Here is a 20,542-nt window from a genome sequence, read left to right as displayed (position 1 = left end):
TATTATTTTATGGAATTAATGTGGAGTCTATCAGAGATAATGTATGTATTCATCAATATAACTATGAAATATTTTTTATTTTTTTCCTTTTTTTCTTTTCTTTTTTCTAAAATTGAAGCAAAAAATATAGAAGGAAATGCAGAAAAAGGAGCAGAACTTTTTAAAAAGAATTGCACGTCTTGTCATTCTATAGATTTAGAAAAGAAAATGATAGGGCCTCCTTTAGCTGGTGTAACCGAAAAAAGAAGCAGAGAATGGTTGCATAAATGGATTGTAGATAACAAATCTCTTCGAGAAAGTGGAGATAAAAATGCTATAGCTATTTACAAAGAATATGGAAATGTGGAAATGAATTTATTTCCTCAATTATCCGAACAGGAAATAGATGATATATTATCTTTTATCAAAAATCCTATCATCAAAAAAGAAAGTCACGCTGAGGAGAAAGAGGAAAAAAATACCAAGTTAAAATTGGAAGAAAATCCATTTTTAATTAAAATAATTGTTTTTGGACTTAGTATTTTATCTGCAATTTTACTTTGGATTTTGTATAAAATTCAAGTTTTAACTAAATTATTACTAAACGATGATCTTCTTTATCAGAAAAAAGATAAAAAATATTTTTGGATATATACTGCTTTATTTAAATTTTTAGGAAAAAAGAGAAAAAATTTCGCTGTTCTATCTTGTTTTATAGGATTTTTATTCATATTAGGAATATACGGAATTTGGACATTTTTAATGAAAATAGATATAAATAAAGGATACAAACCAGAACAACCCATTTATTTTTCTCATAAAATTCATTCTGGAATTAATGGAATAGATTGTCAGTATTGTCATTCTTCAGCAAAATATAGCAAAGTATCTGGAATTCCTTCTGCAAATATTTGTATGAATTGTCATATTACTATCAATGAATATAAAGGCGATTATATTGAAAATGGAAAGAGTAGAGAAGTATATAATCAGGAAATCCAAAAAATATACCATTCGGTAGGTTGGAATCCAGAAAAAAGAGAATATTCTAAAAAAATAAATCCTATTCAATGGATCCGAATACACAATATGCCTGATTTTGTTCATTTTGATCATTCTCAACATATAATAACAGGAGAAAAAATGATTAAAAAATCAAACAAAGTAGATTTAACTTGTAATGCTTGTCATGGAGATGTTAAAAATATGGATCAAGTAGAAATGTCTCAAAATTTTACCATGGAATGGTGCATTTCTTGTCATAGAAAAACAGAAATAGACATTAATAATCAATATTATCAAGAATATTTTTCCAATTTTATCCAAAAAAAGAAAGGAAAAAAAATAACCATAGATATGATTGGTGGAACGGAATGTGCTAAATGTCACTATTAAATGACTTAATCCGTCATTTATTTTTCTTAATAAATTATTTATGATGAAACCAAATAAAAAAGAAAACGCTATTTCTAAAATAGATATTCCAATTAAAAATTTTTTAAAAAATAGAACTTCTAGACGTGATTTTTTGAAATGGGTAGGTTTTAGTACAGCTTCTGTTACTTTAGCCGCATGTAAAGGTCCAGTCATAAAATCCATTCCTTATGTTGTAAAACCAGAGGTGATTACTCCTGGCCTCCCTACCTATTACGCATCTACCATGATAGATTCCTTCGATATTGGAAGTGTATTAGTTAAAACCAGAGAAGGACGTCCTATAAAAATAGAACCTAATCTAACTTCCAATTATTTCAATACCACATCAGCTAGAATTCAATCCTCTTTGTTATCTCTTTATGATGAAAAAAGATTAAAAAATCCTTTCATTAAGGGGAATAAATGCTCTTGGAATCAAATAGATAATTATGTTATTTCCCATTTAGAAAAAATATCAGAAATAAAAAAAGATATTGTGATCCTTTCGTCCTCTTATCCAAGTTTTTCGACAAAAAAATTAATCCAAGATTTTACAAGAACCTATCCAACCACAAAATGGATTACTTATGATGCTATTTCTTATTCAAAAGCTTTAGATGCTGCGGAAGAAATATTTGGATTCCGGGCTTTTCCACTTTTTGATTTATCAAAAACGGAATTAATAGTATCTTTCGATGCGGATTTTTTAGGAGATTGGAGTCCTGAAAATATGAGCAATTCCTATGCAAGGAATAAAAATCCAGAAAAATCTATGATACAACATATTCAGATAGAAAGTAATATGAGTCTATCTGGAGCAAATTCCGACATTCGTATTTCAAAAAAGCCATCAGATATAGAAAAAATATTGTTTGAAGTTTACCAAAAACTAGTTCTTAAAAAAGATACTAATAGTGAAATTGTAAAAAAAATAACTGACTTAATTCAAAAAAAAGGATCAAAAAGTGTAGTTTTTGCAGATGGAAGTAAAGAAGCATATATTTTTTCTTTTTTAATAAACCAAAAAATTCATAGTCAAGCTTTACAAAAAAATAAATTTGTTTTATCAAAAGAAAGTGATGATGATAAACTAAAGAACTTTATAAAGAATTTAGAAAAAGAAAAAGTTGGAGCTTTATTAATTCATAACACTAATCCCGTCTATAGTCTTCCTTATTCTCTTTCTCATGAAATAAAAAAATTTTTAAGAAAAATACCAATTACTATATCTTTTTCTATGAAAAAAGATGAAACCAATGAATTAATGGATGTATTAACCCCCATTCCTCATTGGCTAGAAAGTTGGGGAGATACTCATCCTGTCACAGGGATTTACACCCTCATTCAGCCTACCATTCAGTGTATATTTAATACAAGACAATTTCAAGATTCTTTAATGATTTGGGGAAGATCCCCAGAAAAAAATTATTACGAATACCTAAAAAACATTTGGGAAAAAGAAATTATCCAAAAATCCAATGTTTCCTCTTTTCAGGAAGCTTTGTTTCACGGAGTAGTGGAAAAAGAAGAAAATCTTATCCAGAAAAAAAATATTCTATCTAATAAGAAATATTATTATATAGATGAAAAAAATAAATTAGATAAAAATTTTGAACTTAGATTATACACAAAAACAAGTCTAGGAGACGGACATCAACATGACAATCCATGGCTTCAAGAACTTCCAGATCCGATTACGCGGACTACTTGGGAAAATTATTTAACTATATCATATGATGATGCGAAAAAAATAGGAATAAAAAATTGGTATACAGGAACAGGAGCTATGAATGGACATTGTGTGGATTTAATCAAAGATCATAAAATCTTGATTAAAGATCTACCTGTTTATATTCAACCTGGACAAGCTATAGGTTCTATAGGTTTATCTTTTGGGTATGGACAAAAAATAGGAAAATTTTCTAAAATAATCAAAGGAAAAAATGCTTATGTACTTTACGAAAATTTTCATTTGATACAAAAAAATATACAGATAAAAAAAGTGAATAAAATACATAAATTTGCTTGTATTCAATTACAAAATACAACTGAAGGAAGAAACTTAGTCAAAGAAACAGATTTAGAAACTTTTTTAAAAAATTCTAAAGAAATTTGGAATGAAGAAGAAAAAATTTTTACCCACAAAGGAATGCTCCCACCAGAGAATATTTCTATTTGGAATAACCCAGTTGTAAAAGAAAAAGATAAAAAAGGTCATCATTTTCATCTATCTATAGATTTGAATGCTTGTATTGGATGTGGAGCTTGTATTATTGCATGTCATTCTGAAAATAATGTTCCTATTGTTGGAAAAGAAGAGATTAGAAAATCTAGAGATATGCATTGGTTACGTGTGGATAGATATTATTCTGAAAAAGAAAATTCTAAGGGTGAATTTTTTAAAAACTCAAAAGATCCAAAGGTTTCTTTTCAACCTGTCATGTGTCAGCATTGTGAGAATGCTCCTTGTGAGACTGTATGTCCGGTTGGAGCTACATCTCATGGAGAGCAAGGTCAAAATATGATGGCATATAATCGTTGTGTAGGAACACGTTATTGTGCAAATAATTGCCCTTATAAAGTAAGACGTTTTAATTGGTTTAATTATGCTAATAACCAAAAGTTTGATTTTCACATGAATAACGATCTAGGAAGAATGGTACTTAATCCAGATATTGTTGTTAGAAGCAGAGGAGTTATGGAAAAATGCTCTTTGTGCATACAAAGAACACAATCTGTTATAGGAGCTGCAAAAAAAGAAAATCGAAAGATAAAAGATGAAGAATTTGAAACAGCTTGCAGTATTTCTTGTCCTACAAAAGCAATTACTTTTGGAGATGTTAATAACAAAAATAGTCATATTTTAGAAAAAATTCAAGATCAAAGAAATTATAAACTTCTGGAATTTCTCGGAATACGTCCGAATGTATCCTATCAATTAAAGATTAGAAATTTGAAATAGAAAGAAGGGATTATTATGTTAAAACTAAATAAAAACCATGAGCCCTCTATAAGAGAACCATTGATTATAGGAAATCAAACACTTCAAAATATCACCGAGGATATTTTGAAACCTATAAAAAATAAAGCTGGAAAGCTATGGTGGATTTCTTTATTAATCTCAATTATGGCTTTTTTGTGGGGATTAGGATGCATCTTTTATACTATAGGGACGGGAATAGGAGTATGGGGTTTAAATAGAACTATAAATTGGGCTTGGGATATTACTAATTTTGTTTGGTGGGTTGGAATTGGTCATGCTGGAACTTTGATTTCTGCTGTTCTATTATTGTTTCGTCAAAAATGGCGTTTATCTATTAACCGATCAGCTGAAGCTATGACTATTTTTGCGGTTATCCAAGCTGGATTATTTCCTATTATACACATGGGAAGGCCATGGAATGCTCATTGGGTTTTACCGATTCCAAATCAATTTGGTTCTTTGTGGCCTAATTTTAATTCTCCACTTTTATGGGACGTATTTGCTATTAGTACTTATTTTTCTGTTTCTACTGTTTTTTGGTTTATGGGATTAATTCCAGATTTTGCTATGATCAGAGATAGAGTCACAGATCCTATACAGAAAAAAATATATGGCATTCTTAGTTTTGGATGGGGAGGAACGTCTAAAGATTGGAAAAGATTTGAAGAAATTTCTTTATTGCTAGCTGGACTATGCACTCCATTAGTTTTTTCAGTACATACTATTGTTTCATTTGATTTTTCTACTTCTGTGATTAAGGGTTGGCATAGCACTATATTTCCTCCTTATTTTGTAGCTGGAGCTATATTTTCAGGTTTTGCAATGGTACAAACTCTATTAGGAGTAGCTAGAAAAGTCCTTTCTTTAGAAAGTTATATAACTAGAAATCATATTGAGTATATGAATATGATTATTTTATTAACAGGAGGAATAGTTTTATTAGCTTATATATCCGAATTTATTCTTGCATGGTATTCTAGAAGTCCTTTTGAAGAGTTCACTTATTTTTCTGTAAAAGCCGCAACAGGACCATTTTGGTGGGCTTTTTGGGCTTTAATTATTTGCAATGTATTGATTCCACAATTTTTATGGATTAGATCTGTAAGAAGGAGTTTTTTTTGGTCTTATATAATAGCAATTTTCATCAATATTGGAATGTGGTTTGAGAGGTTTGATATTATCGTTTTAAATCTAAGTCATGATTATTTGCCTTCTTCTTGGACTGGTTTTATGCCTTCATTTGTAGATGTAGGAATATTTATAGGAACTATTGGTTTTTTTTCGTTTCTTTATTTGTTATACATACGTGTATTTCCAGTTATATCACAGGCAGAACTAAAAACAATATTAACGTTGAAATGTTCCAAAAAAATGTAACAAAAAATGAATAAATTCGTATTTAATATTCAGGCATTATATGATCATGAAGATTTAATGATAAATCATTTAAAAATTCTTCGAAAAAAGAACATAAATATACATGAAGTTTATTCTCCTTTTCCCATTCATAATTTGAATAAATTACTTGAATTAAAAAAAACAAATTTGTCCTTTTTATCTTTTATCTATGGACTTATAGGATTTTTTACGGGATGTTTACTTACTTGGTATACAATGATTTACGATTGGCCGCAAAATATTGGAGGAAAACCATCTTCTTCTTGGATTCACAATCTTCCTTCTTTTATTCCTGTAATATTTGAATTGTCTATTTTTTTTCTGCACATTTTATGTGCATCACTTATCTTTTTCAATGTAAATTATTTCCAGGATCTCCTCCAAAAAAATCCGGATCCTAGAACTACTGATAATATGTTTCTAATAGAAATTTATACAGAAGAAAATGCTGAAAAATTACGGAATTTTTTAAAAGAAAATGGAGCTATGGAAGTGAATATAACTAAAATAGTTCAAACATGAAAAATCAATATCTTTATGTTTTTATCCTTGTTATGACACTGAATTCTTGTTGGTTTGATAAATCAAAACCTAATAGAGTATATATGCCTGATATGTACTATTCAGATGCATACGAGCCTTATTCAGATCCATATCCAAATTATAAAAAAACTATTAAAAAAAGTGGAATTTCTCTTTTTATAAAAGGAAAAACTTCATCTCTTTTACCTGTAAAAGGAACTATTCCAAGAAATTCTTATGGATTTAATTTTTACCAACCTGATGGGACCAAGAAAGGATATAATCTATCTAAAAAAATATTGAAATCTCCTTTACAAAAGAGTAATAAAGAAGAATTAAATAAAATTATAGAAGATGGAAAAAATATCTATAAAATTAACTGTTCCATATGTCATGGAGAAAATGGAGATGGACAAGGTCTTTTAGTAAAGAAAGAAAAAATATTAGGAATTCCCAGTTATAAAGATAGAGACATTACTATTGGAAGTATTTATCATGTGATTACTTATGGAAAAAATAACATGAGTTCCTACGCCTCTCAATTAAATGAAACAGATAGATGGAAAGTAGCAGAATATATAATGATTCTAAAGAATAAATAGTTAAAAAGAATAAAAGATGTATCAATTTTCTCAAGAAAATAAAAAAATTATTATTTTTATAATGTTCATAGGTTTTTTCTTCTTCTTTTTGATCAAATTCTTTTTTCAAAGAAAATTTTTTTCCCAAAAAAAAGAACTTTTCTTAGAAAGGAAATCCACGGAAAATGAAAAAAATGCTTTACAAAAATCCGAAAAAATAGAAAATCAACCTTGGATAGGATTATATATGTCTCTATTTTATTTTACCAGTATTTCTCTAGGATCTTTATTTTTTTTAGGGATACAATATGTATCAAAATCAGGATGGTCCATTATCATCCATCCTATCATGGAAGAAGTTTCTTCTTTTCTTCCATATGGAGGAGTGATGATTCTAATAATATTATTATTAAATGCTATGGATTACATTCATATATTTCATTGGATGGATCCCACTTTATATGATCCGACCTCTTTAGAATATGATAAAGTCATTGCAAGTAAAAAGTTATTTTTAAACATTCCCTTTTTCTTAATCAGAAGTTTTATTTATATAATTGGCTGGTGTTTTTTTATTCAAAATAAAAAAACATCTTCTATTTTAGATAAAACATGTTCTTTGAAAGATTACAAAAAACTAAACTTTTTATCTCTCATCTTTATAATATTTTTTTCTATCACATCTATTTTTATGGGATGGGACTGGATAATGTCCTTGAATCCTCATTGGTTTAGTACTTTATTTAGTTGGTATGTTTTGAGTACCTATATAGTAACAGGAATAAGCACCATTACTATAATTGCTATTTATCTAAAAAAGAAAGGATGTTTACCTTTCTTTAATGAAAATCACTTACATGATTTAAGTAAATATCTTTTTTCCACTAGTTTATTGTGGACTTATTTGTGGTTTTCACAGTTTGTCCTTTATTGGTACGGAAACATACCGGAAGAAATTTCTTTTTTTCTAAAAAGAGAAGAAGTCTACGGGTCCATTCATTTTTGGATGCTTATTTCAAATTTTTTGATTCCTTTTTTAGGTTTAATGAGCAGCAGATGTAAAACTAATCCAAGAATAGTCTTTATAATTGCTAGTATATTACTTTTTGGACATTATATAGATATATACAATTTAATAGCTCCAGATGTAAATGGAATCTTTGATCCTAAATTTGGATTATCTGAAATAGGATCTTTCCTATTGATAGGTTCTATTTTTAGCTATATTTTATTTAGAAACTTAAACAAGAAAAACTTCATTCTATTGGAAACCCTCTTTTCAAGAAAGTAAAAAATACAAATATCCTTATATATAATCTGGAATCCTCAAATATTTTTCTCTAAAAAAAAATATTTTGCTCCATAAGGACTAAAAAATATGATTCCATGATAACTGGATAGATTTTCTATTTTATGAGGAAGAAAAAAAGTTTGATAAACTTCATATCGATTTAAAAGAATATTTTTTTTGGAAAACTTTGTCATTACTCTTCTTAAGTAGATTATTTTTTCCACAAAACCAATCATAAGACTTAATCAAAAAACTTTTTGAAAAAAAGAAGGAAAATTTACAGATTTAGTGATAATAATTTTAATCATGATTTTTTTCTTTTACAAAATTCATTATGGATTTATTAGATCCAAAAAGTGTTAATATATCTCCTTTTTGCAGAATCGTATCTCCAGTCACCAATCCGATTACTTTTCTTGTGGATGAATTTCCCTTATACGACATCGGATTTTTAATATCTCGTATTACAGTGATTAAAGAAACGGAATATTTTTGTGTTAATTTCAGACTTTTCACAGACTTTCCATTAAAGGAATACGGAGAAAAAACTTCTGCAATAGAATATTTATTATCCACTCTAAAATAATCTAAAGCATAATTAAAGGATATTTGTTTAGTTAATCGGAAAGCTGCGTCTTGTTCTGGATGTACAACATCGTTAATCCCCATTGCCTCTAATATAGTATCATGTATTTTTGATAAAGATCGACTAACTATTCTAAGATGTTTATATTTTTTTAGTATCGCCGTAGTTACTATTGATGATCCTTCGTTTTCTCCAATAGCTACAATTCCTAAATCAGCTTGTTGTATCGGCAATACTTTATAAGCGGCTTCATTATTAGCATCCATACATACAACATTGGCTATATGATCTTTTAATAAGTCCACCTTTTCCATTTTATGGTCTACTCCAAAAACTTCATGACCATTATCTGTTAAATTGAGAGCTAAAGATCTTCCAAAATTTCCTAAACCGATAATTATAATTTTCATAATATCATTAATTTATGAGAATATTTCCTTGAGGAACCCGATAATAATAATGACTATTTATTCTATTTTTTAATAATCCTACCATAATATTAAAAACTCCAATTCTTCCTAATAACATTAAAATGATTAATACTAACTTACTTCCATCAGATAAATTAGAAGTAACTCCTAAAGATAATCCTACTGTTGAAAAGCGGAAAAACTTCAAAAGAAATGGATAAAATCTCTTTTTCTGGATCCAAAAAAAGAATAATAAAAATGCTTATATATATGACAATTAAAGATAATATGATAATAGCAAAAGAACGTCTAACAGACTCTGAAGAAATCTCTTTTCTTTGAATTTCTAATCGATTCTTTCCTCTAGATAAAGAAATAACATTCATTAAGGCTAATGCAAAAGTACTTGTCTTAATTCCTCCACCTGTAGAAGCGGGGGAGGCACCAATCCACATCAAAAAAATAGTAAATAATATAGTAAGAGGAGTCCATTTATTCAGGTTCAATACTTGAAATCCCGCTGTTCTAGATGTGGCAGAAGAAAAAAATGAAGCAATCCATTTTCCAGTAAAAGAAGGATGTTCGATAAGAGAGAAATGCAATTCACTGAAATAATAAAAAATGGTTCCAGAAAAAAGTAAAATAAAGGTTGTGAATACAACAATTTTTGTATTCAAAGTAACAATATGAGCAGGATATCTAAAATATTCTTCTTTAAAAACTCTGTAAAAATATTTTTTGAGTGTAATCCATATATATGTAAAAAAATTAAATAAAATATTAAAACCTATTCCTCCCAATATTAATAAACAGGCAATAATAAATTGTAATAGATAATTAAACCTAACAGATTCAGAATAAAGACCTTTACTAAGAGTAGAAAATCCACTATTACAAAAAGCAGATATGGAATGGAAAATAGAAAAAAACAAAGGACTATCAGTTTCTATGAAGTTTTTTTCCTTATTAATAGAAAAATAAATTAACAAAGTTCCTATAATTTCTACTGTTAAAGTAAACAGAACAACTTTTACGGCTAAACTAAGAACATTATTAGTAGTTTTTGTATTCAAAAAATTGCTAATGTATATTCCTTCTCTAAAAGAAAAACCATCCCTAAAAAAATAACTAAAAAAAGAAGTGATGGTTAAAATTCCTAAACCTCCGAGTTCTACTAACGTTAGAATAATCACTTTCCCTAAATAGGTAAAATCTTTTGCGGTATCTAATACTACTAGACCTGTCACACAAACGGCACTAGTAGAAGTAAACAAAGCATCTATAAACGAGATATTTTTAACTGTGGAAGTCGGAAGCATAAGCAAGACTGCTCCTAAAAAAGATAGAAATACAAAACTAGTAATAAAAATAAAAGCAGGATTATGTATTTTTACATATATTATTCGCATGAAATAAGTAATACGAATCAATATGTATAAAGTCAAACAAATTAATAAGGTGATTTGTATATCTGTTATCTTATCAGTTTTGGAAAAAAAGAATTGTCCAACAGAAAAAATAAAAGAAGTAATTAAAATAAAAAAAGATAAAAAAATCATGGATTTATATCCCTTGTAAAGACTCCTTTCGAACAAAAAACAAAAATGAAAAATACTAAGTAGGAATATTATTCCCATGAGAATCCCTATATCTAAAACAGGATTTATAGATGTTTTCCACCCTAAAGAAATAATTATATAGAAAAATGTTATTGGAGTTATAAATGGTAATATATTTCGGAATATAATTTGGATCATAATTTTCTATGCTTACTTACTACTCTTATCTATGAAATATTTTTTATTCTCATATTCTCCAATATTTCCTTGTACACACTGATATCCTATAACATTATAATTAGTTCCTATTTTTGTTTTTCTTATTTTTTGCATGCCATCTAAACTGAATAATATTCCGGTAAAATAAATAATTTTATTTTTAATGATTGCATGAGCCCCAATCCTACCTTAGCAAAGGTAGCTACTTTCCAAGAGTTATTATATAATTTTTTTAATCGAGTATTTATATTTCCTCATTAAATAATACACAATGGGATGATGAGGAGAACGATTCTTCCAAAAAATCCTTTTTATAAGACTTTCGGTAGCTATAACGGCTTCTATTTTAGAATTCAATAAAAAATTTCTAGATCCTTTATATATTAATAATAAATCGGAAAAACTTCCCCGCTTCAAATAAGCAGAAAAAACTATTTTTTCTGGAAGAAAAGTAGGAACATCTTTTAAAGAATGCACAGCCATATCAATTTTTCTAGAAAGAAGAACATCAGTTAAATTTCTAGTGAAAATACCTACTTTGAAGGATTTTTTGAACTTCTATTGCTTGAGAAATAGCTAGCGGACTATCTCTTATTCCTATTCTATTCTAATAATTCTATTCAAAAAAATCTTTATTTGTTATTATAAATAACATGGAATAAATTTTTCAATGTTATTGAATTTTTTATTACAAAATTTCACGTAGGAAAGAAAAGACATATCCATTGCAGATGGATAAATAGGAAAAATAAAACGAAAATTATCCGTAAATAACTTCTCTACTTTTGGACAAATTATATTTCCAAATAAATATACTTTTTTATTCTCTGTTATAGACTTGAAAAAATAACCACCAAACTTTTTTATAGAAATAGGACATAATCTTTTTTTATATTTATTAAATAAAGTTGTATAAAAAAGATCAGATTTTGCATGTATCATAGGAATTAAAAATCCATCTTGGACATCTATTTTTTGACTCAAAATAGTTAATGAATCTAATGATAATAAGGGAATGCCTAAAGCATAACATAAACCTTTAGCAGCCGATATTCCTATTCTTAAGGAAGTGTAGGACCCTGGACCTTGACTTACACAAATGGATTGTAAATCATTTATATTAATTTTTGAAATTTTTATAGCATATTGTATAAATGTATGTAATTTTTCTGAATGAAGATGTTTATCTGTATGTTCTTCTATGGATATTAAGCATATGCCGTTTTTTGCTATGCTCACCGAGCAATTTTTTGTAGAAGTTTCCAAATTTAGGATCAAAGTCATATTATTTTTTTTTACAATCAAAATATTTAAAATGAAAAATAATGCAAAAAAAATAGTTCACTATATTGTTCAGTGGTTAAAAAAATACATAAAAAAAACTCAATCAAATGGTTTTGTTATTGGAATATCCGGAGGTATAGATTCTTCTGTGACCTCCATGTTAGTAGCTATGACTAAATACCCAACTTTCACATTAGAAATGCCTATTTTAGAAAAACATCCAAATTTTCTATCTGAACAACATGTAAATTTTTTAAAATCTAGATTTTTAAATGTTCATCATCTAAAAAAAGATCTATCTTCTTTATTCATTTCTTTTATTCACACTATGAATGATCATATTACAGAAAAAAAAAATAAACCTTTGGCTTTAGCCAATGCAAAATCTCGTATCCGTATGTTAACTCTATATTATTACGCAAATATAGAGAATTATTTAGTGGTAGGAACTGGAAATAAAGTAGAAGATTTTGGAGTTGGATTTTTTACAAAATATGGGGACGGAGGTGTCGATATACATCCTATAGCAGATTTAACTAAAAGTGAAATCCGTTTTCTTGCTAAAGAATTAAATATTATTGATGGAATACAAAAAGCTGAACCTACAGATGGATTATGGGAAGATAAAAGGTCAGATGAAGATCAGTTAGAAGCTACTTATGAAGAATTAGAATGGGCAATGAAAATCGCAGAAAAAAGGAAAAAAATTTTCATGAAACCTTTAAAGGAAGAGAATATGATATTTTGAAAAAATATCAATATCTACACAAAAAAACGAGCACAAAATTAGACCTATTCCTATCTGTGAAATTCCTAATATTTTAAGAAATGGAAAAATAATCTCCTAATTCTTGGAAAGAAAAAGAGAAACATATCAATCCAAAAACCTTTTCGTACCTTTGTTTTTCATGGATTAAGTTAAATTATGATGGGAGAAGAGTATAAAAAATTTTTAGAAAAAGATAATAAGGATACTAATTTTTTAGAAAATCATGAAACTCCAATACGTGATGATGCTTTTCTTATAAGCGATGAAAAAAAAATTGATAAAATAGAAAAACATTTTTTCCACATTATGGAAATTTTAGGTTTGGATATGAATGATGATAGTTTACGCAGTACACCTAAACGTGTAGCAAAAATGTTTATAAAAGAAATATTTAGCGGACTAAATCCAAAAAATCATCCTCATTTATCCACTTTTGAAAATAAATATAAATATAATCAGATGTTGATAGAAAAAAACATAATAGTTTATTCTACTTGTGAGCATCATTTTCTACCTATTGTTGGAAAAGCACATGTTGGCTACATTTCCAATGGAAAGGTAGTGGGTCTTTCTAAAATCAATAGAATCGTAAATTTTTACGCAAAAAGACCACAAGTTCAAGAACGTTTGACTATGCAAATTGTTAAATCTTTACAAAAAATACTAGATACAAAAAATGTTGCTTGTGTTATAGACGCAAAACATTTATGTGTAAATTCTCGTGGAATTCGAGATATAGATACCAGAACGATCACTACTGAATTAGTAGGAGCATTTAAAAAGATTCGGAATTCGAAGAGAATTTTTCCATTATATTGGAAGATCCTAATTTTATGAATATAGAAAATTATATACGTTATATACGAGATCATATACAAATATATAATTCTTTTACCGGAAAAAAAGAATTATTTAAACCTATTCATAAGGAATATATAGGAATTTATGTTTGTGGTCCCACTGTTTATAATCATCTTCATTTGGGAAACTGTCGGACTTTTATATTATTCGATTTAGTTTTCCGTTATTTTAAACATTTAGGTTATAAAGTCCGCTATATCAGAAATATTACGGATGTAGGACATTTAGAAAATGATAGTGATGATGGAGAAGACAAAATTCATCAAAGATCTCTTTTTGAGGGAATTGAGCCTATGGAAATTGTTCAAAAATATACTTTATCTTTTCATCATATATTAAATATTTTCAATACTTTACCTCCAAGTATTGAACCAACAGCTACTGGTCATATTATAGAACAAATTGAGATGATTCAAAAATTGATTCAAAAAAATTTAGCTTACGAAAATAATGGATCTGTTTATTTTAACGTAAAAAAATATAGCCAATTATGTTCTTATGGAATATTGAGTCATAATAGAATCGATCAACTTTTTAAGAAAGAATCTAATTTTCTGGGTGAAAAACAACATTTTCAAGATTTTTCTCTTTGGAAAAGAGCTAAACACAGTCATATTATGAACTGGAACTCTCCATGGGGAAAAGGAGTGCCAGGTTGGCATATAGAATGTACAACAATGAGTACAAAATATTTAGGAGAAGTTTTTGATATTCACGGTGGAGGAATAGATCTTAAATTTCCCCATCATGAATGTGAGTTAGCACAAGCAATAGGAGTTTATAACAAGAATCATCTTGCACATTATTGGATGCATACGCACATGCTTACTTTAAATGGAAAAAAAATGAGTAAATCCACAGGAAATTACTTATCCACAAAATATTTAATCTCTAAATATCATCCAATAGTCATTCGATTCTTTATATTACAATCTCATTATCGTAGCCTTTTAAACTTTTCTCAAAAAGGACTTATAGATGCAGAGAAAGGATATCATCGTTTAATTAATGCAATAGAAAAATTAGAATTTTTTTCTAAAAGTGATAAGGAAAATATATCAAAATTTGATGTAAATAAATGGATAAAAGATTGTTATGAAGCTATTAATGATGATTTTAACACACCTTTATTAATCTCCTATCTCTTCCAAGTGACTCACATTTTGAATCATTCTATTAACTATATAGGGAGTTCTATACATTTATTAAAAAAATATATGAATCATTTTTTATTTGATATACTTGGTCTTCAAAAAATAGAAAAAAATCCCTCTGAAAAAACGTCTAAAAAATTAAAAATACTTACTGAAATATTAATAAAAATTCGAACAGAAACAAGAAAAAAAAGAAATTGGGTTCTTTCAGATTTAATTCGCGAAGAACTATCGCGTATAGGGATTTCATTACATGATGACAAACTTGTTTAGTCTTTTTAATGTTTTAAAGCTTGATCTATATCTTCAAGAAGATCTTCTTCATTCTCTATTCCAAAAGATAAACGTATAAGAGAATCTTGAATTCCTGCGTTTCTTCTAACCTCTAAAGGAGTAGATTTATGCGTCATAGTTGCCGGATGACAAATTAAACTTTTTGTTCCTCCTAAACTTTCTGCTAGTTTAAATAATTTAGTAGAGGTTACAACTTTTTTTGCCGCTTCTATAGTATCCTCTTTAAGACTAAATGACACTATTCCTCCGAAATAGAGTTGTTGTTTTACTGCTATTCTATGATTTTTATGCTGGGATAATCCAGGATAATAAACCTTATCAATACAGGTATTTTTTTCTTCCAATAAAAAAGAGGCTATCTTAAATGCATTATCAGACTGTTTTTTAATACGTAGATACAAAGTTTGACACCCTCTTATAGTTAACCAACAATCAATAGGAGATAAAATTCCTCCAGTCGCATTTTGAATGTATTTTAATTGTTCATATAAATCTGGATTTTTCACGGTCATTAGTCCAGCTAATACATCTGAATGTCCTGCTAGATATTTTGTAGCGCTGTGAATAACTATATCTGCTCCTAAACTGAGAGGATTCTGAAGAGCTGGAGTAGCAAAAGTATTGTCTACAACAACTAAAATGTTTGGGTTTACTTTTTTAGAATTTTCACTAATATACTTAATATCAGATATTTTTAAAGTAGGATTAGTAGGAGATTCTAACCAAATCATCTTAGTTTTAGGAGTAAGGATAGAAATAACATTTTCTGCATAGGTAGTATCCACGAAATGGGTTCGAATTCCTAATTTTTTATATAAATTTAATAAACGAAAAGTCCCCCCATAAATATCATCCACAGCAACTATTTCATCTCCAAACTCTAATAATTTTAAAACAGCATCCACAGATGCTAACCCAGAAGAAAAAGCTAAACTCGCATAGCCTTTTTCTAAATCTGTAATTAATTTTTCCAATATTTTTCTTGTAGGATTATTGGTTCTTGTATAATCAAAACCTTTATGAACTCCAGGAGATTCTTGAATATAAGTAGAAGTCTGGTATATGGGAGTAGAGATAGCTCCTGTTAGAGGATCTGATAAAATGTTTTGAATTAGTTTTGTTTCTTCCTTCATCGTCATTGTATTTTGCACAAATTTATATACAAATGTACTCTTTCAATTCAAAAATTCAAAAAATGAAATTTGTAAATTCTTTTTTTTAGAGAATAGAATATTTACCTTTGTTTATGGAAAAAAATCTAAATTTGTTTCCTACTTTTTTTGAATGACTTTAGCTTTAAAAAAATTAGGATTATATTACTTTTTGATTTTTATTTTTCTTACAAATCTTTTTGCTAATGAAAATGAAAATAAAAATATAGATATAGCTAAGACTATTCTTGAACATGTAAGTGATTCTCACGAATGGCATGTTGTAGGAAATCATGAAAAGGGAATTATATTTTCTTTACCAATTATTTTGTGGAATAATGGATGGGAGTTTTTTTTATCCTCTCAATTTTCTCATGGAAAAGTAGTCAAAGGAAAATATGGAAATTATAAAATGTTTCAAGAAAAAATATATAAAACAAATTCTGTTGGAATTTTATATATAGATGCAAGAGGTTTTCCTAAAAATGATAGACCTTTGGATTTTTCTGTTACAAAAAATGTAGTGTCTATTGGAATATCCTTTTTAATATTATGTTACATTTTTAGGAGAATGAGATATAGCTATAAAAATCATCAAACGAAATGGAATTTCGGAATTTTCTTAGAATTCTTAATTTTATTTATTCGTAATGAAATAGTTATTCCAAATGTTGGGGAAAAAAAATATAAAACCTATTTTCCTTTTTTGTTGACTGTTTTTTTTTTCATATTGGTTAATAATTTAATAGGTCTTTTACCAGGATTCCCAAATGTTACAGGAAATATAAGTGTTACATTGGTTTTAGCAGTAATTACTTTCATAATCATCAATATTAAAGCCAATAAAAATTATTGGAAACATATTTTTTGGATGCCAAATGTTCCCATAGGGATAAAATTTTTGTTAGCCCCCATAGAATTTATAGGGATTTTCATTCGTCCATTAACTTTATGTATTCGTTTATTTGCTAATATTACTGCTGGGCACATCATTATTTTAAGTTTTATTTGCCTTATTTTTATTTTTAAAAATTTTTTTATTGCTAGTTTTTCCATTATTTTCGGCTTTTTTATTTCCTTGTTGGAAATTATGGTGGCTTTTTTGCAAGCCTTTATTTTTACGAATTTATCTTCTTTACTTATAGGAATGGCTGTAAAGGAATATGAACATAAAACGTATTAAAATAATATTATCATTATGGATATAAATTTAATTTATTCAGGTTTAGCCGCTTTAGGTGCTGGAATTGCTGTAATAGGAGCTGGTTTAGGAATTGGGAAAATTGGAAGTTCAGCCATGGATGCTATTGCTAGACAACCTGAAGCTTCAGGAAAGATACAAAATGCCATGATTGTTGCTGCAGCTCTTATTGAAGGAGCCGCTCTGTTTGGAATAGTAACCGCTTTATTAGCTGTGTTTAAATAAGTTTTTGTAATGGATTTGGTTACTCCTTCTATCGGTTTAATTGTTTGGCAGACAATAATATTTCTGATATTGATCTCCTTTCTTTCCAAATATGCGTGGAAACCAATTATGAAATTCATTGATCAAAGAGAGGAAAAAATTAGAATTTCTATAGAAAAGGCTGATTTAGTTCAAAAGGAATTGAAAATGGTAGAAAATAAAAAAAATCAAATTTTGAAAGAAACTCGCATAAAAAGAGATAGAATTTTGGAAGAGGCCATTCAAATTAGAGAAAAAATAAAACATAAAGCTATAGAAGAAGGTGTTTGGAGAAAAAAAGCTTATAGAAGAGACAAAAAAATTATGCAGGGAGAGAGAAAAATGGCCATACAGGAATTGAAAGATCAAATAGGGGATATTTCCATAATAATTGCCGAAAAAATCTTAAAGAAAGAGTTGGATCCAAATCAAAAAACGAATAAACAAGAAAAATTGATCAAAGAATTAGTAAACAAATTATAAAAATGTTTTCGAAAAAAAAAGTGACTAGACATTATGCTAAAGTTCTTTTTGAGCATTTGATGAATAACGAGAAAAGAGATTCTACTTATCATAAAATTAAAAAAATATCCTTCCTCTTATCTAAAAACATTGAGTTGAATAAGGTTTTGTGTACCTCTTTGTTAAGTCCTGCAAGGAAAATAAAAATTTTAGAAAAAATTTTCTATCCTTTCGATCCTTTTATTTTTCATTTTATAAAAATTTTAACAGCACGAAAAAGAGAACATCTTTCCAAAAAGATTTTTTTGGAATATCAAAAAATTTATCAGGAAAAAAAAGGATTGTTAAAATGCTCCCTTATTTCTGCTTTTCCATTAAGAATGGATCTTCAAAAAATTATTATAAATAAAATCATTTCTTTAGAATCAAAAAAAAATAATAAAAAATATCAGATTATTAATAAAATAGATGAATCCATTCTTGGAGGTTTTTTGCTTCGTATAGGATACAAAGAATGGGATTTTAGTGTGAAGGGACAATTATTTAGTATTCAAAAACTATTGAAAAATTCAGTTTAAAGCATTTATTTTCATGTCCGATTTAAAATATTCTGAAATATCATCGATTCTTAAAAGACAATTATCTGATTTTCAATATGAGTCGAAATTATCTGAATCCGGGGTTATTGTTCAAGTAGGAGATGGGGTAGCTAGATCTGTTGGATTGAATTCTGTATTTTCTGGAGAAATAGTGGAATTTCATACTGGAATAAAAGGAATAGCCTTGAATTTGGAAGAAGATCATGTAAGTATCGTCTTAGTAAATTCCTCTAAAGATGTCAAAGAAGGAGACATTGTAAAGCGTACAGGGAAGGTTCTTTCTCTTCCAGTTGGAGAGGGGATGCTAGGTCGCGTAGTGGATGTATTAGGAAATCCGATTGATGGAAAAGGCCCTATAGAAGGGCAATTATTTGATATGCCCTTGGAAAGAAAAGCTCCAGGTGTTATTTATAGAGAACCTGTAAAAGAACCTCTTCAAACAGGAATTAAATTTATAGATGCTATGATTCCTATAGGAAGAGGACAAAGAGAATTAATTATTGGAGATAGACAAACAGGGAAGACTACTATAGCCATTGATACTATTCTCAATCAGAAAGAATTGTATAATACAGATAAACAAGTTTATTGTATTTATGTAGCTATAAGCCAAAAAGGATCTACCATAGCCAGAATCACGAAAACTTTAGAGGATAAAGGAGCCATGTCCTATACAGTTATAGTCGCAGCAAATGCTTCTGATCCAGCAGCTATACAAGTGTTTGCTCCGTTTTCTGGTACGGCTATTGGAGAATACTTTCGTGATACGGGTCGTTCTTCTTTGGTAATTTATGATGATCTATCCAAACAAGCTGTTTCTTATAGGGAAGTATCTTTGTTATTACGACGTCCTCCTGGCAGAGAAGCATATCCAGGAGATGTTTTCTATTTGCATTCTAGATTATTAGAACGCGCAGCTAAAATAATAAAAGATACAAAAATAGCTCAAAAAATGAACGATATTCCAGAATCTATCAAAGAATATGTAAAAGGTGGAGGTTCTTTAACCGCACTTCCTATTATTGAAACACAATCTGGAGATGTTTCTTCTTATATTCCTACCAATGTCATTTCTATAACAGATGGACAAATTTTTTTAGAAAAAGATCTATTTCATTCTGGAGTACGTCCTGCAATTAATGAAAGTATTTCTGTTTCCCGGGTAGGAGGTTCTGCTCAAATTCAATCTATGAGAAAAATATCTGGAACTTTGAAATTAGACCAGGCTCAATTTCGAGAATTAGAATCTTTTTCAAAATTTGGTTCTGAATTAGATCCTATAACTATGGAAATTATAGAGAAGGGAAGAAGAAACATAGAAATATTAAAACAACCTCCTCATTCTCCATATAATATATCCGATCAGATTGCTATTATTTATGCTGGAACTAAAAATTTTTTGAAAAAAGTACCTATTGAAAAAATATCCTCTTTTGAAAAGGAATATCTTTTTTATTTAAATGAAAAACACCAAGAATTATTGAAAGATTTGAAAGAAGGGATTTTCAACAAAAAATTAGCTGAAATTCTGGAAAGAGTCGCCATGGAACTAAGTGAAAAATATTCTTCTTAAGAGAACT

21 protein-coding genes and 1 pseudogene are annotated in these 20,542 nt (G+C 28.2%); 14 read left to right on the top strand and 8 right to left on the bottom strand.

The window, feature by feature from the left end; translation table 11 throughout:
* Nucleotides 1-63 precede the first annotated feature (63 nt).
* Genes BLBBOR_RS02890 through BLBBOR_RS02865 form a run of 6 tightly spaced genes read left to right on the top strand, consistent with a single transcriptional unit; the run spans nt 64 to nt 8,170 of the window.
* Nucleotides 64-1,374 carry a c-type cytochrome gene (locus tag BLBBOR_RS02890; protein ID WP_045118262.1) on the top strand — a complete coding sequence of 437 codons (1,311 nt, stop codon included), beginning with the start codon at nt 64-66 and terminating at the stop codon, nt 1,372-1,374.
* Nucleotides 1,375-1,414: 40 nt separating this feature from the next.
* Entirely contained in the window at nt 1,415-4,357 is a 2,943-nt protein-coding gene (locus tag BLBBOR_RS02885) for a 4Fe-4S dicluster domain-containing protein (protein WP_015370936.1), read from the top strand.
* Between the two features lie 15 nt (nt 4,358-4,372).
* The gene (gene nrfD / locus BLBBOR_RS02880; protein WP_015370935.1) at nt 4,373-5,755 is read left to right on the top strand and encodes an NrfD/PsrC family molybdoenzyme membrane anchor subunit; all 1,383 of its coding nucleotides are present in this window, start codon (nt 4,373-4,375) and stop codon (nt 5,753-5,755) included.
* A 6-nt stretch (nt 5,756-5,761) separates the two neighbouring features.
* Entirely contained in the window at nt 5,762-6,298 is a 537-nt protein-coding gene (locus tag BLBBOR_RS02875) for a DUF3341 domain-containing protein (protein WP_015370934.1), read from the top strand.
* Complete coding sequence (locus BLBBOR_RS02870; RefSeq protein WP_015370933.1) at nt 6,295-6,900, top strand: cytochrome c; 606 nt, start codon at nt 6,295-6,297, stop codon at nt 6,898-6,900. The genes BLBBOR_RS02875 and BLBBOR_RS02870 overlap by 4 nt, the downstream gene beginning before the upstream one ends.
* A 16-nt stretch (nt 6,901-6,916) precedes the next feature.
* On the top strand, nt 6,917-8,170 hold the full coding sequence (locus BLBBOR_RS02865) for a hypothetical protein (protein WP_015370932.1): 1,254 nt from the start codon (nt 6,917-6,919) through the stop codon (nt 8,168-8,170).
* Nucleotides 8,171-8,205: 35 nt separating this feature from the next.
* Here the strand turns inward: BLBBOR_RS02865 and BLBBOR_RS02860 are convergent, their stop codons facing one another.
* The 7 genes from BLBBOR_RS02860 to tsaB form a co-directional block, all read right to left on the bottom strand.
* Complete coding sequence (locus tag BLBBOR_RS02860; protein WP_200858160.1) at nt 8,206-8,364, bottom strand: hypothetical protein; 159 nt, start codon at nt 8,362-8,364, stop codon at nt 8,206-8,208.
* Nucleotides 8,365-8,470: 106 nt separating this feature from the next.
* Nucleotides 8,471-9,166, bottom strand: a complete 696-nt coding sequence (locus BLBBOR_RS02855) for a TrkA family potassium uptake protein (protein ID WP_015370931.1) — start codon at nt 9,164-9,166, stop codon at nt 8,471-8,473.
* 7 nt (nt 9,167-9,173) lie between these two features.
* The gene (locus BLBBOR_RS03335; RefSeq protein WP_255343410.1) at nt 9,174-9,374 is read right to left on the bottom strand and encodes a potassium transporter TrkG; all 201 of its coding nucleotides are present in this window, start codon (nt 9,372-9,374) and stop codon (nt 9,174-9,176) included.
* The gene (locus tag BLBBOR_RS02850; RefSeq protein ID WP_015370930.1) at nt 9,322-10,923 is read right to left on the bottom strand and encodes a TrkH family potassium uptake protein; all 1,602 of its coding nucleotides are present in this window, start codon (nt 10,921-10,923) and stop codon (nt 9,322-9,324) included. The genes BLBBOR_RS03335 and BLBBOR_RS02850 overlap by 53 nt, the downstream gene beginning before the upstream one ends.
* Nucleotides 10,924-10,935: 12 nt before the next feature.
* On the bottom strand, nt 10,936-11,058 hold the full coding sequence (locus BLBBOR_RS03330; RefSeq protein ID WP_255343409.1) for a hypothetical protein: 123 nt from the start codon (nt 11,056-11,058) through the stop codon (nt 10,936-10,938).
* Between the two features lie 105 nt (nt 11,059-11,163).
* Entirely contained in the window at nt 11,164-11,427 is a 264-nt protein-coding gene (locus BLBBOR_RS03315) for a hypothetical protein (RefSeq protein ID WP_048818552.1), read from the bottom strand.
* 159 nt (nt 11,428-11,586) lie between these two features.
* Nucleotides 11,587-12,228, bottom strand: coding sequence for a tRNA (adenosine(37)-N6)-threonylcarbamoyltransferase complex dimerization subunit type 1 TsaB (tsaB, locus tag BLBBOR_RS02840; RefSeq protein ID WP_015370929.1), 642 nt, complete (start codon nt 12,226-12,228; stop codon nt 11,587-11,589).
* A 31-nt stretch (nt 12,229-12,259) separates the two neighbouring features.
* Between tsaB and nadE the strand changes: the two genes are divergently transcribed.
* The 3 genes and pseudogenes from nadE (at nt 12,260) to cysS (ending at nt 15,285) form a co-directional block, all read left to right on the top strand.
* A complete protein-coding gene (gene nadE, locus BLBBOR_RS02835) occupies nt 12,260-12,976 on the top strand; it encodes an NAD(+) synthase (protein ID WP_015370928.1) in 717 nt (238 codons plus the stop codon).
* A 177-nt stretch (nt 12,977-13,153) separates the two neighbouring features.
* A pseudogene (gene folE, locus BLBBOR_RS02830) lies at nt 13,154-13,826 on the top strand (GTP cyclohydrolase I FolE).
* Nucleotides 13,827-13,830: 4 nt separating this feature from the next.
* Nucleotides 13,831-15,285 carry a cysteine--tRNA ligase gene (gene cysS / locus BLBBOR_RS02825; protein ID WP_015370926.1) on the top strand — a complete coding sequence of 485 codons (1,455 nt, stop codon included), beginning with the start codon at nt 13,831-13,833 and terminating at the stop codon, nt 15,283-15,285.
* 5 nt (nt 15,286-15,290) lie between these two features.
* Here cysS and BLBBOR_RS02820 read toward each other — a convergent pair whose 3' ends face one another.
* A complete protein-coding gene (locus tag BLBBOR_RS02820; protein ID WP_045118232.1) occupies nt 15,291-16,439 on the bottom strand; it encodes a PLP-dependent aspartate aminotransferase family protein in 1,149 nt (382 codons plus the stop codon).
* A 151-nt stretch (nt 16,440-16,590) separates the two neighbouring features.
* Between BLBBOR_RS02820 and atpB the strand changes: the two genes are divergently transcribed.
* The 5 genes from atpB to atpA are packed head-to-tail and all read left to right on the top strand — an operon-like array spanning nt 16,591 to nt 20,535.
* A complete protein-coding gene (atpB, locus tag BLBBOR_RS02815; RefSeq protein ID WP_015370924.1) occupies nt 16,591-17,640 on the top strand; it encodes a F0F1 ATP synthase subunit A in 1,050 nt (349 codons plus the stop codon).
* A 15-nt stretch (nt 17,641-17,655) separates the two neighbouring features.
* A complete protein-coding gene (gene atpE, locus BLBBOR_RS02810; RefSeq protein ID WP_015370923.1) occupies nt 17,656-17,883 on the top strand; it encodes an ATP synthase F0 subunit C in 228 nt (75 codons plus the stop codon).
* Nucleotides 17,884-17,892: 9 nt separating this feature from the next.
* On the top strand, nt 17,893-18,384 hold the full coding sequence (atpF, locus tag BLBBOR_RS02805; protein ID WP_015370922.1) for a F0F1 ATP synthase subunit B: 492 nt from the start codon (nt 17,893-17,895) through the stop codon (nt 18,382-18,384).
* Nucleotides 18,385-18,386: 2 nt separating this feature from the next.
* On the top strand, nt 18,387-18,941 hold the full coding sequence (atpH, locus tag BLBBOR_RS02800; RefSeq protein ID WP_015370921.1) for an ATP synthase F1 subunit delta: 555 nt from the start codon (nt 18,387-18,389) through the stop codon (nt 18,939-18,941).
* 13 nt (nt 18,942-18,954) lie between these two features.
* Nucleotides 18,955-20,535 carry a F0F1 ATP synthase subunit alpha gene (atpA, locus tag BLBBOR_RS02795; protein ID WP_015370920.1) on the top strand — a complete coding sequence of 527 codons (1,581 nt, stop codon included), beginning with the start codon at nt 18,955-18,957 and terminating at the stop codon, nt 20,533-20,535.
* Nucleotides 20,536-20,542: the final 7 nt, after the last annotated feature.

The sequence above is a fragment of the Blattabacterium sp. (Blatta orientalis) str. Tarazona genome (assembly GCF_000334405.1).
Lineage (GTDB): Bacteria > Bacteroidota > Bacteroidia > Flavobacteriales > Blattabacteriaceae > Blattabacterium.
The sequence above is the reverse complement of the archived record's forward strand: the minus strand, read 5'-3'. Positions and strand labels throughout refer to the sequence as shown.

Coding starts and splice junctions, on each gene's coding strand:
- BLBBOR_RS02890 (WP_045118262.1), top strand. CDS start 64: ATGAAATATTTTTTATTTTTTTCCTTTTTTTCTTTTCTTTTTTCTAAA.
- BLBBOR_RS02885 (WP_015370936.1), top strand. CDS start 1,415: ATGATGAAACCAAATAAAAAAGAAAACGCTATTTCTAAAATAGATATT.
- nrfD (WP_015370935.1), top strand. CDS start 4,373: ATGTTAAAACTAAATAAAAACCATGAGCCCTCTATAAGAGAACCATTG.
- BLBBOR_RS02875 (WP_015370934.1), top strand. CDS start 5,762: ATGAATAAATTCGTATTTAATATTCAGGCATTATATGATCATGAAGAT.
- BLBBOR_RS02870 (WP_015370933.1), top strand. CDS start 6,295: ATGAAAAATCAATATCTTTATGTTTTTATCCTTGTTATGACACTGAAT.
- BLBBOR_RS02865 (WP_015370932.1), top strand. CDS start 6,917: ATGTATCAATTTTCTCAAGAAAATAAAAAAATTATTATTTTTATAATG.
- BLBBOR_RS02860 (WP_200858160.1), bottom strand. CDS start 8,364: ATGACAAAGTTTTCCAAAAAAAATATTCTTTTAAATCGATATGAAGTT.
- BLBBOR_RS02855 (WP_015370931.1), bottom strand. CDS start 9,166: ATGAAAATTATAATTATCGGTTTAGGAAATTTTGGAAGATCTTTAGCT.
- BLBBOR_RS02850 (WP_015370930.1), bottom strand. CDS start 10,923: ATGATCCAAATTATATTCCGAAATATATTACCATTTATAACTCCAATA.
- BLBBOR_RS03330 (WP_255343409.1), bottom strand. CDS start 11,058: ATGCAAAAAATAAGAAAAACAAAAATAGGAACTAATTATAATGTTATA.
- BLBBOR_RS03315 (WP_048818552.1), bottom strand. CDS start 11,427: ATGGCTGTGCATTCTTTAAAAGATGTTCCTACTTTTCTTCCAGAAAAA.
- tsaB (WP_015370929.1), bottom strand. CDS start 12,228: ATGACTTTGATCCTAAATTTGGAAACTTCTACAAAAAATTGCTCGGTG.
- nadE (WP_015370928.1), top strand. CDS start 12,260: ATGAAAAATAATGCAAAAAAAATAGTTCACTATATTGTTCAGTGGTTA.
- cysS (WP_015370926.1), top strand. CDS start 13,831: ATGAATATAGAAAATTATATACGTTATATACGAGATCATATACAAATA.
- BLBBOR_RS02820 (WP_045118232.1), bottom strand. CDS start 16,439: ATGAAGGAAGAAACAAAACTAATTCAAAACATTTTATCAGATCCTCTA.
- atpB (WP_015370924.1), top strand. CDS start 16,591: ATGACTTTAGCTTTAAAAAAATTAGGATTATATTACTTTTTGATTTTT.
- atpE (WP_015370923.1), top strand. CDS start 17,656: ATGGATATAAATTTAATTTATTCAGGTTTAGCCGCTTTAGGTGCTGGA.
- atpF (WP_015370922.1), top strand. CDS start 17,893: ATGGATTTGGTTACTCCTTCTATCGGTTTAATTGTTTGGCAGACAATA.
- atpH (WP_015370921.1), top strand. CDS start 18,387: ATGTTTTCGAAAAAAAAAGTGACTAGACATTATGCTAAAGTTCTTTTT.
- atpA (WP_015370920.1), top strand. CDS start 18,955: ATGTCCGATTTAAAATATTCTGAAATATCATCGATTCTTAAAAGACAA.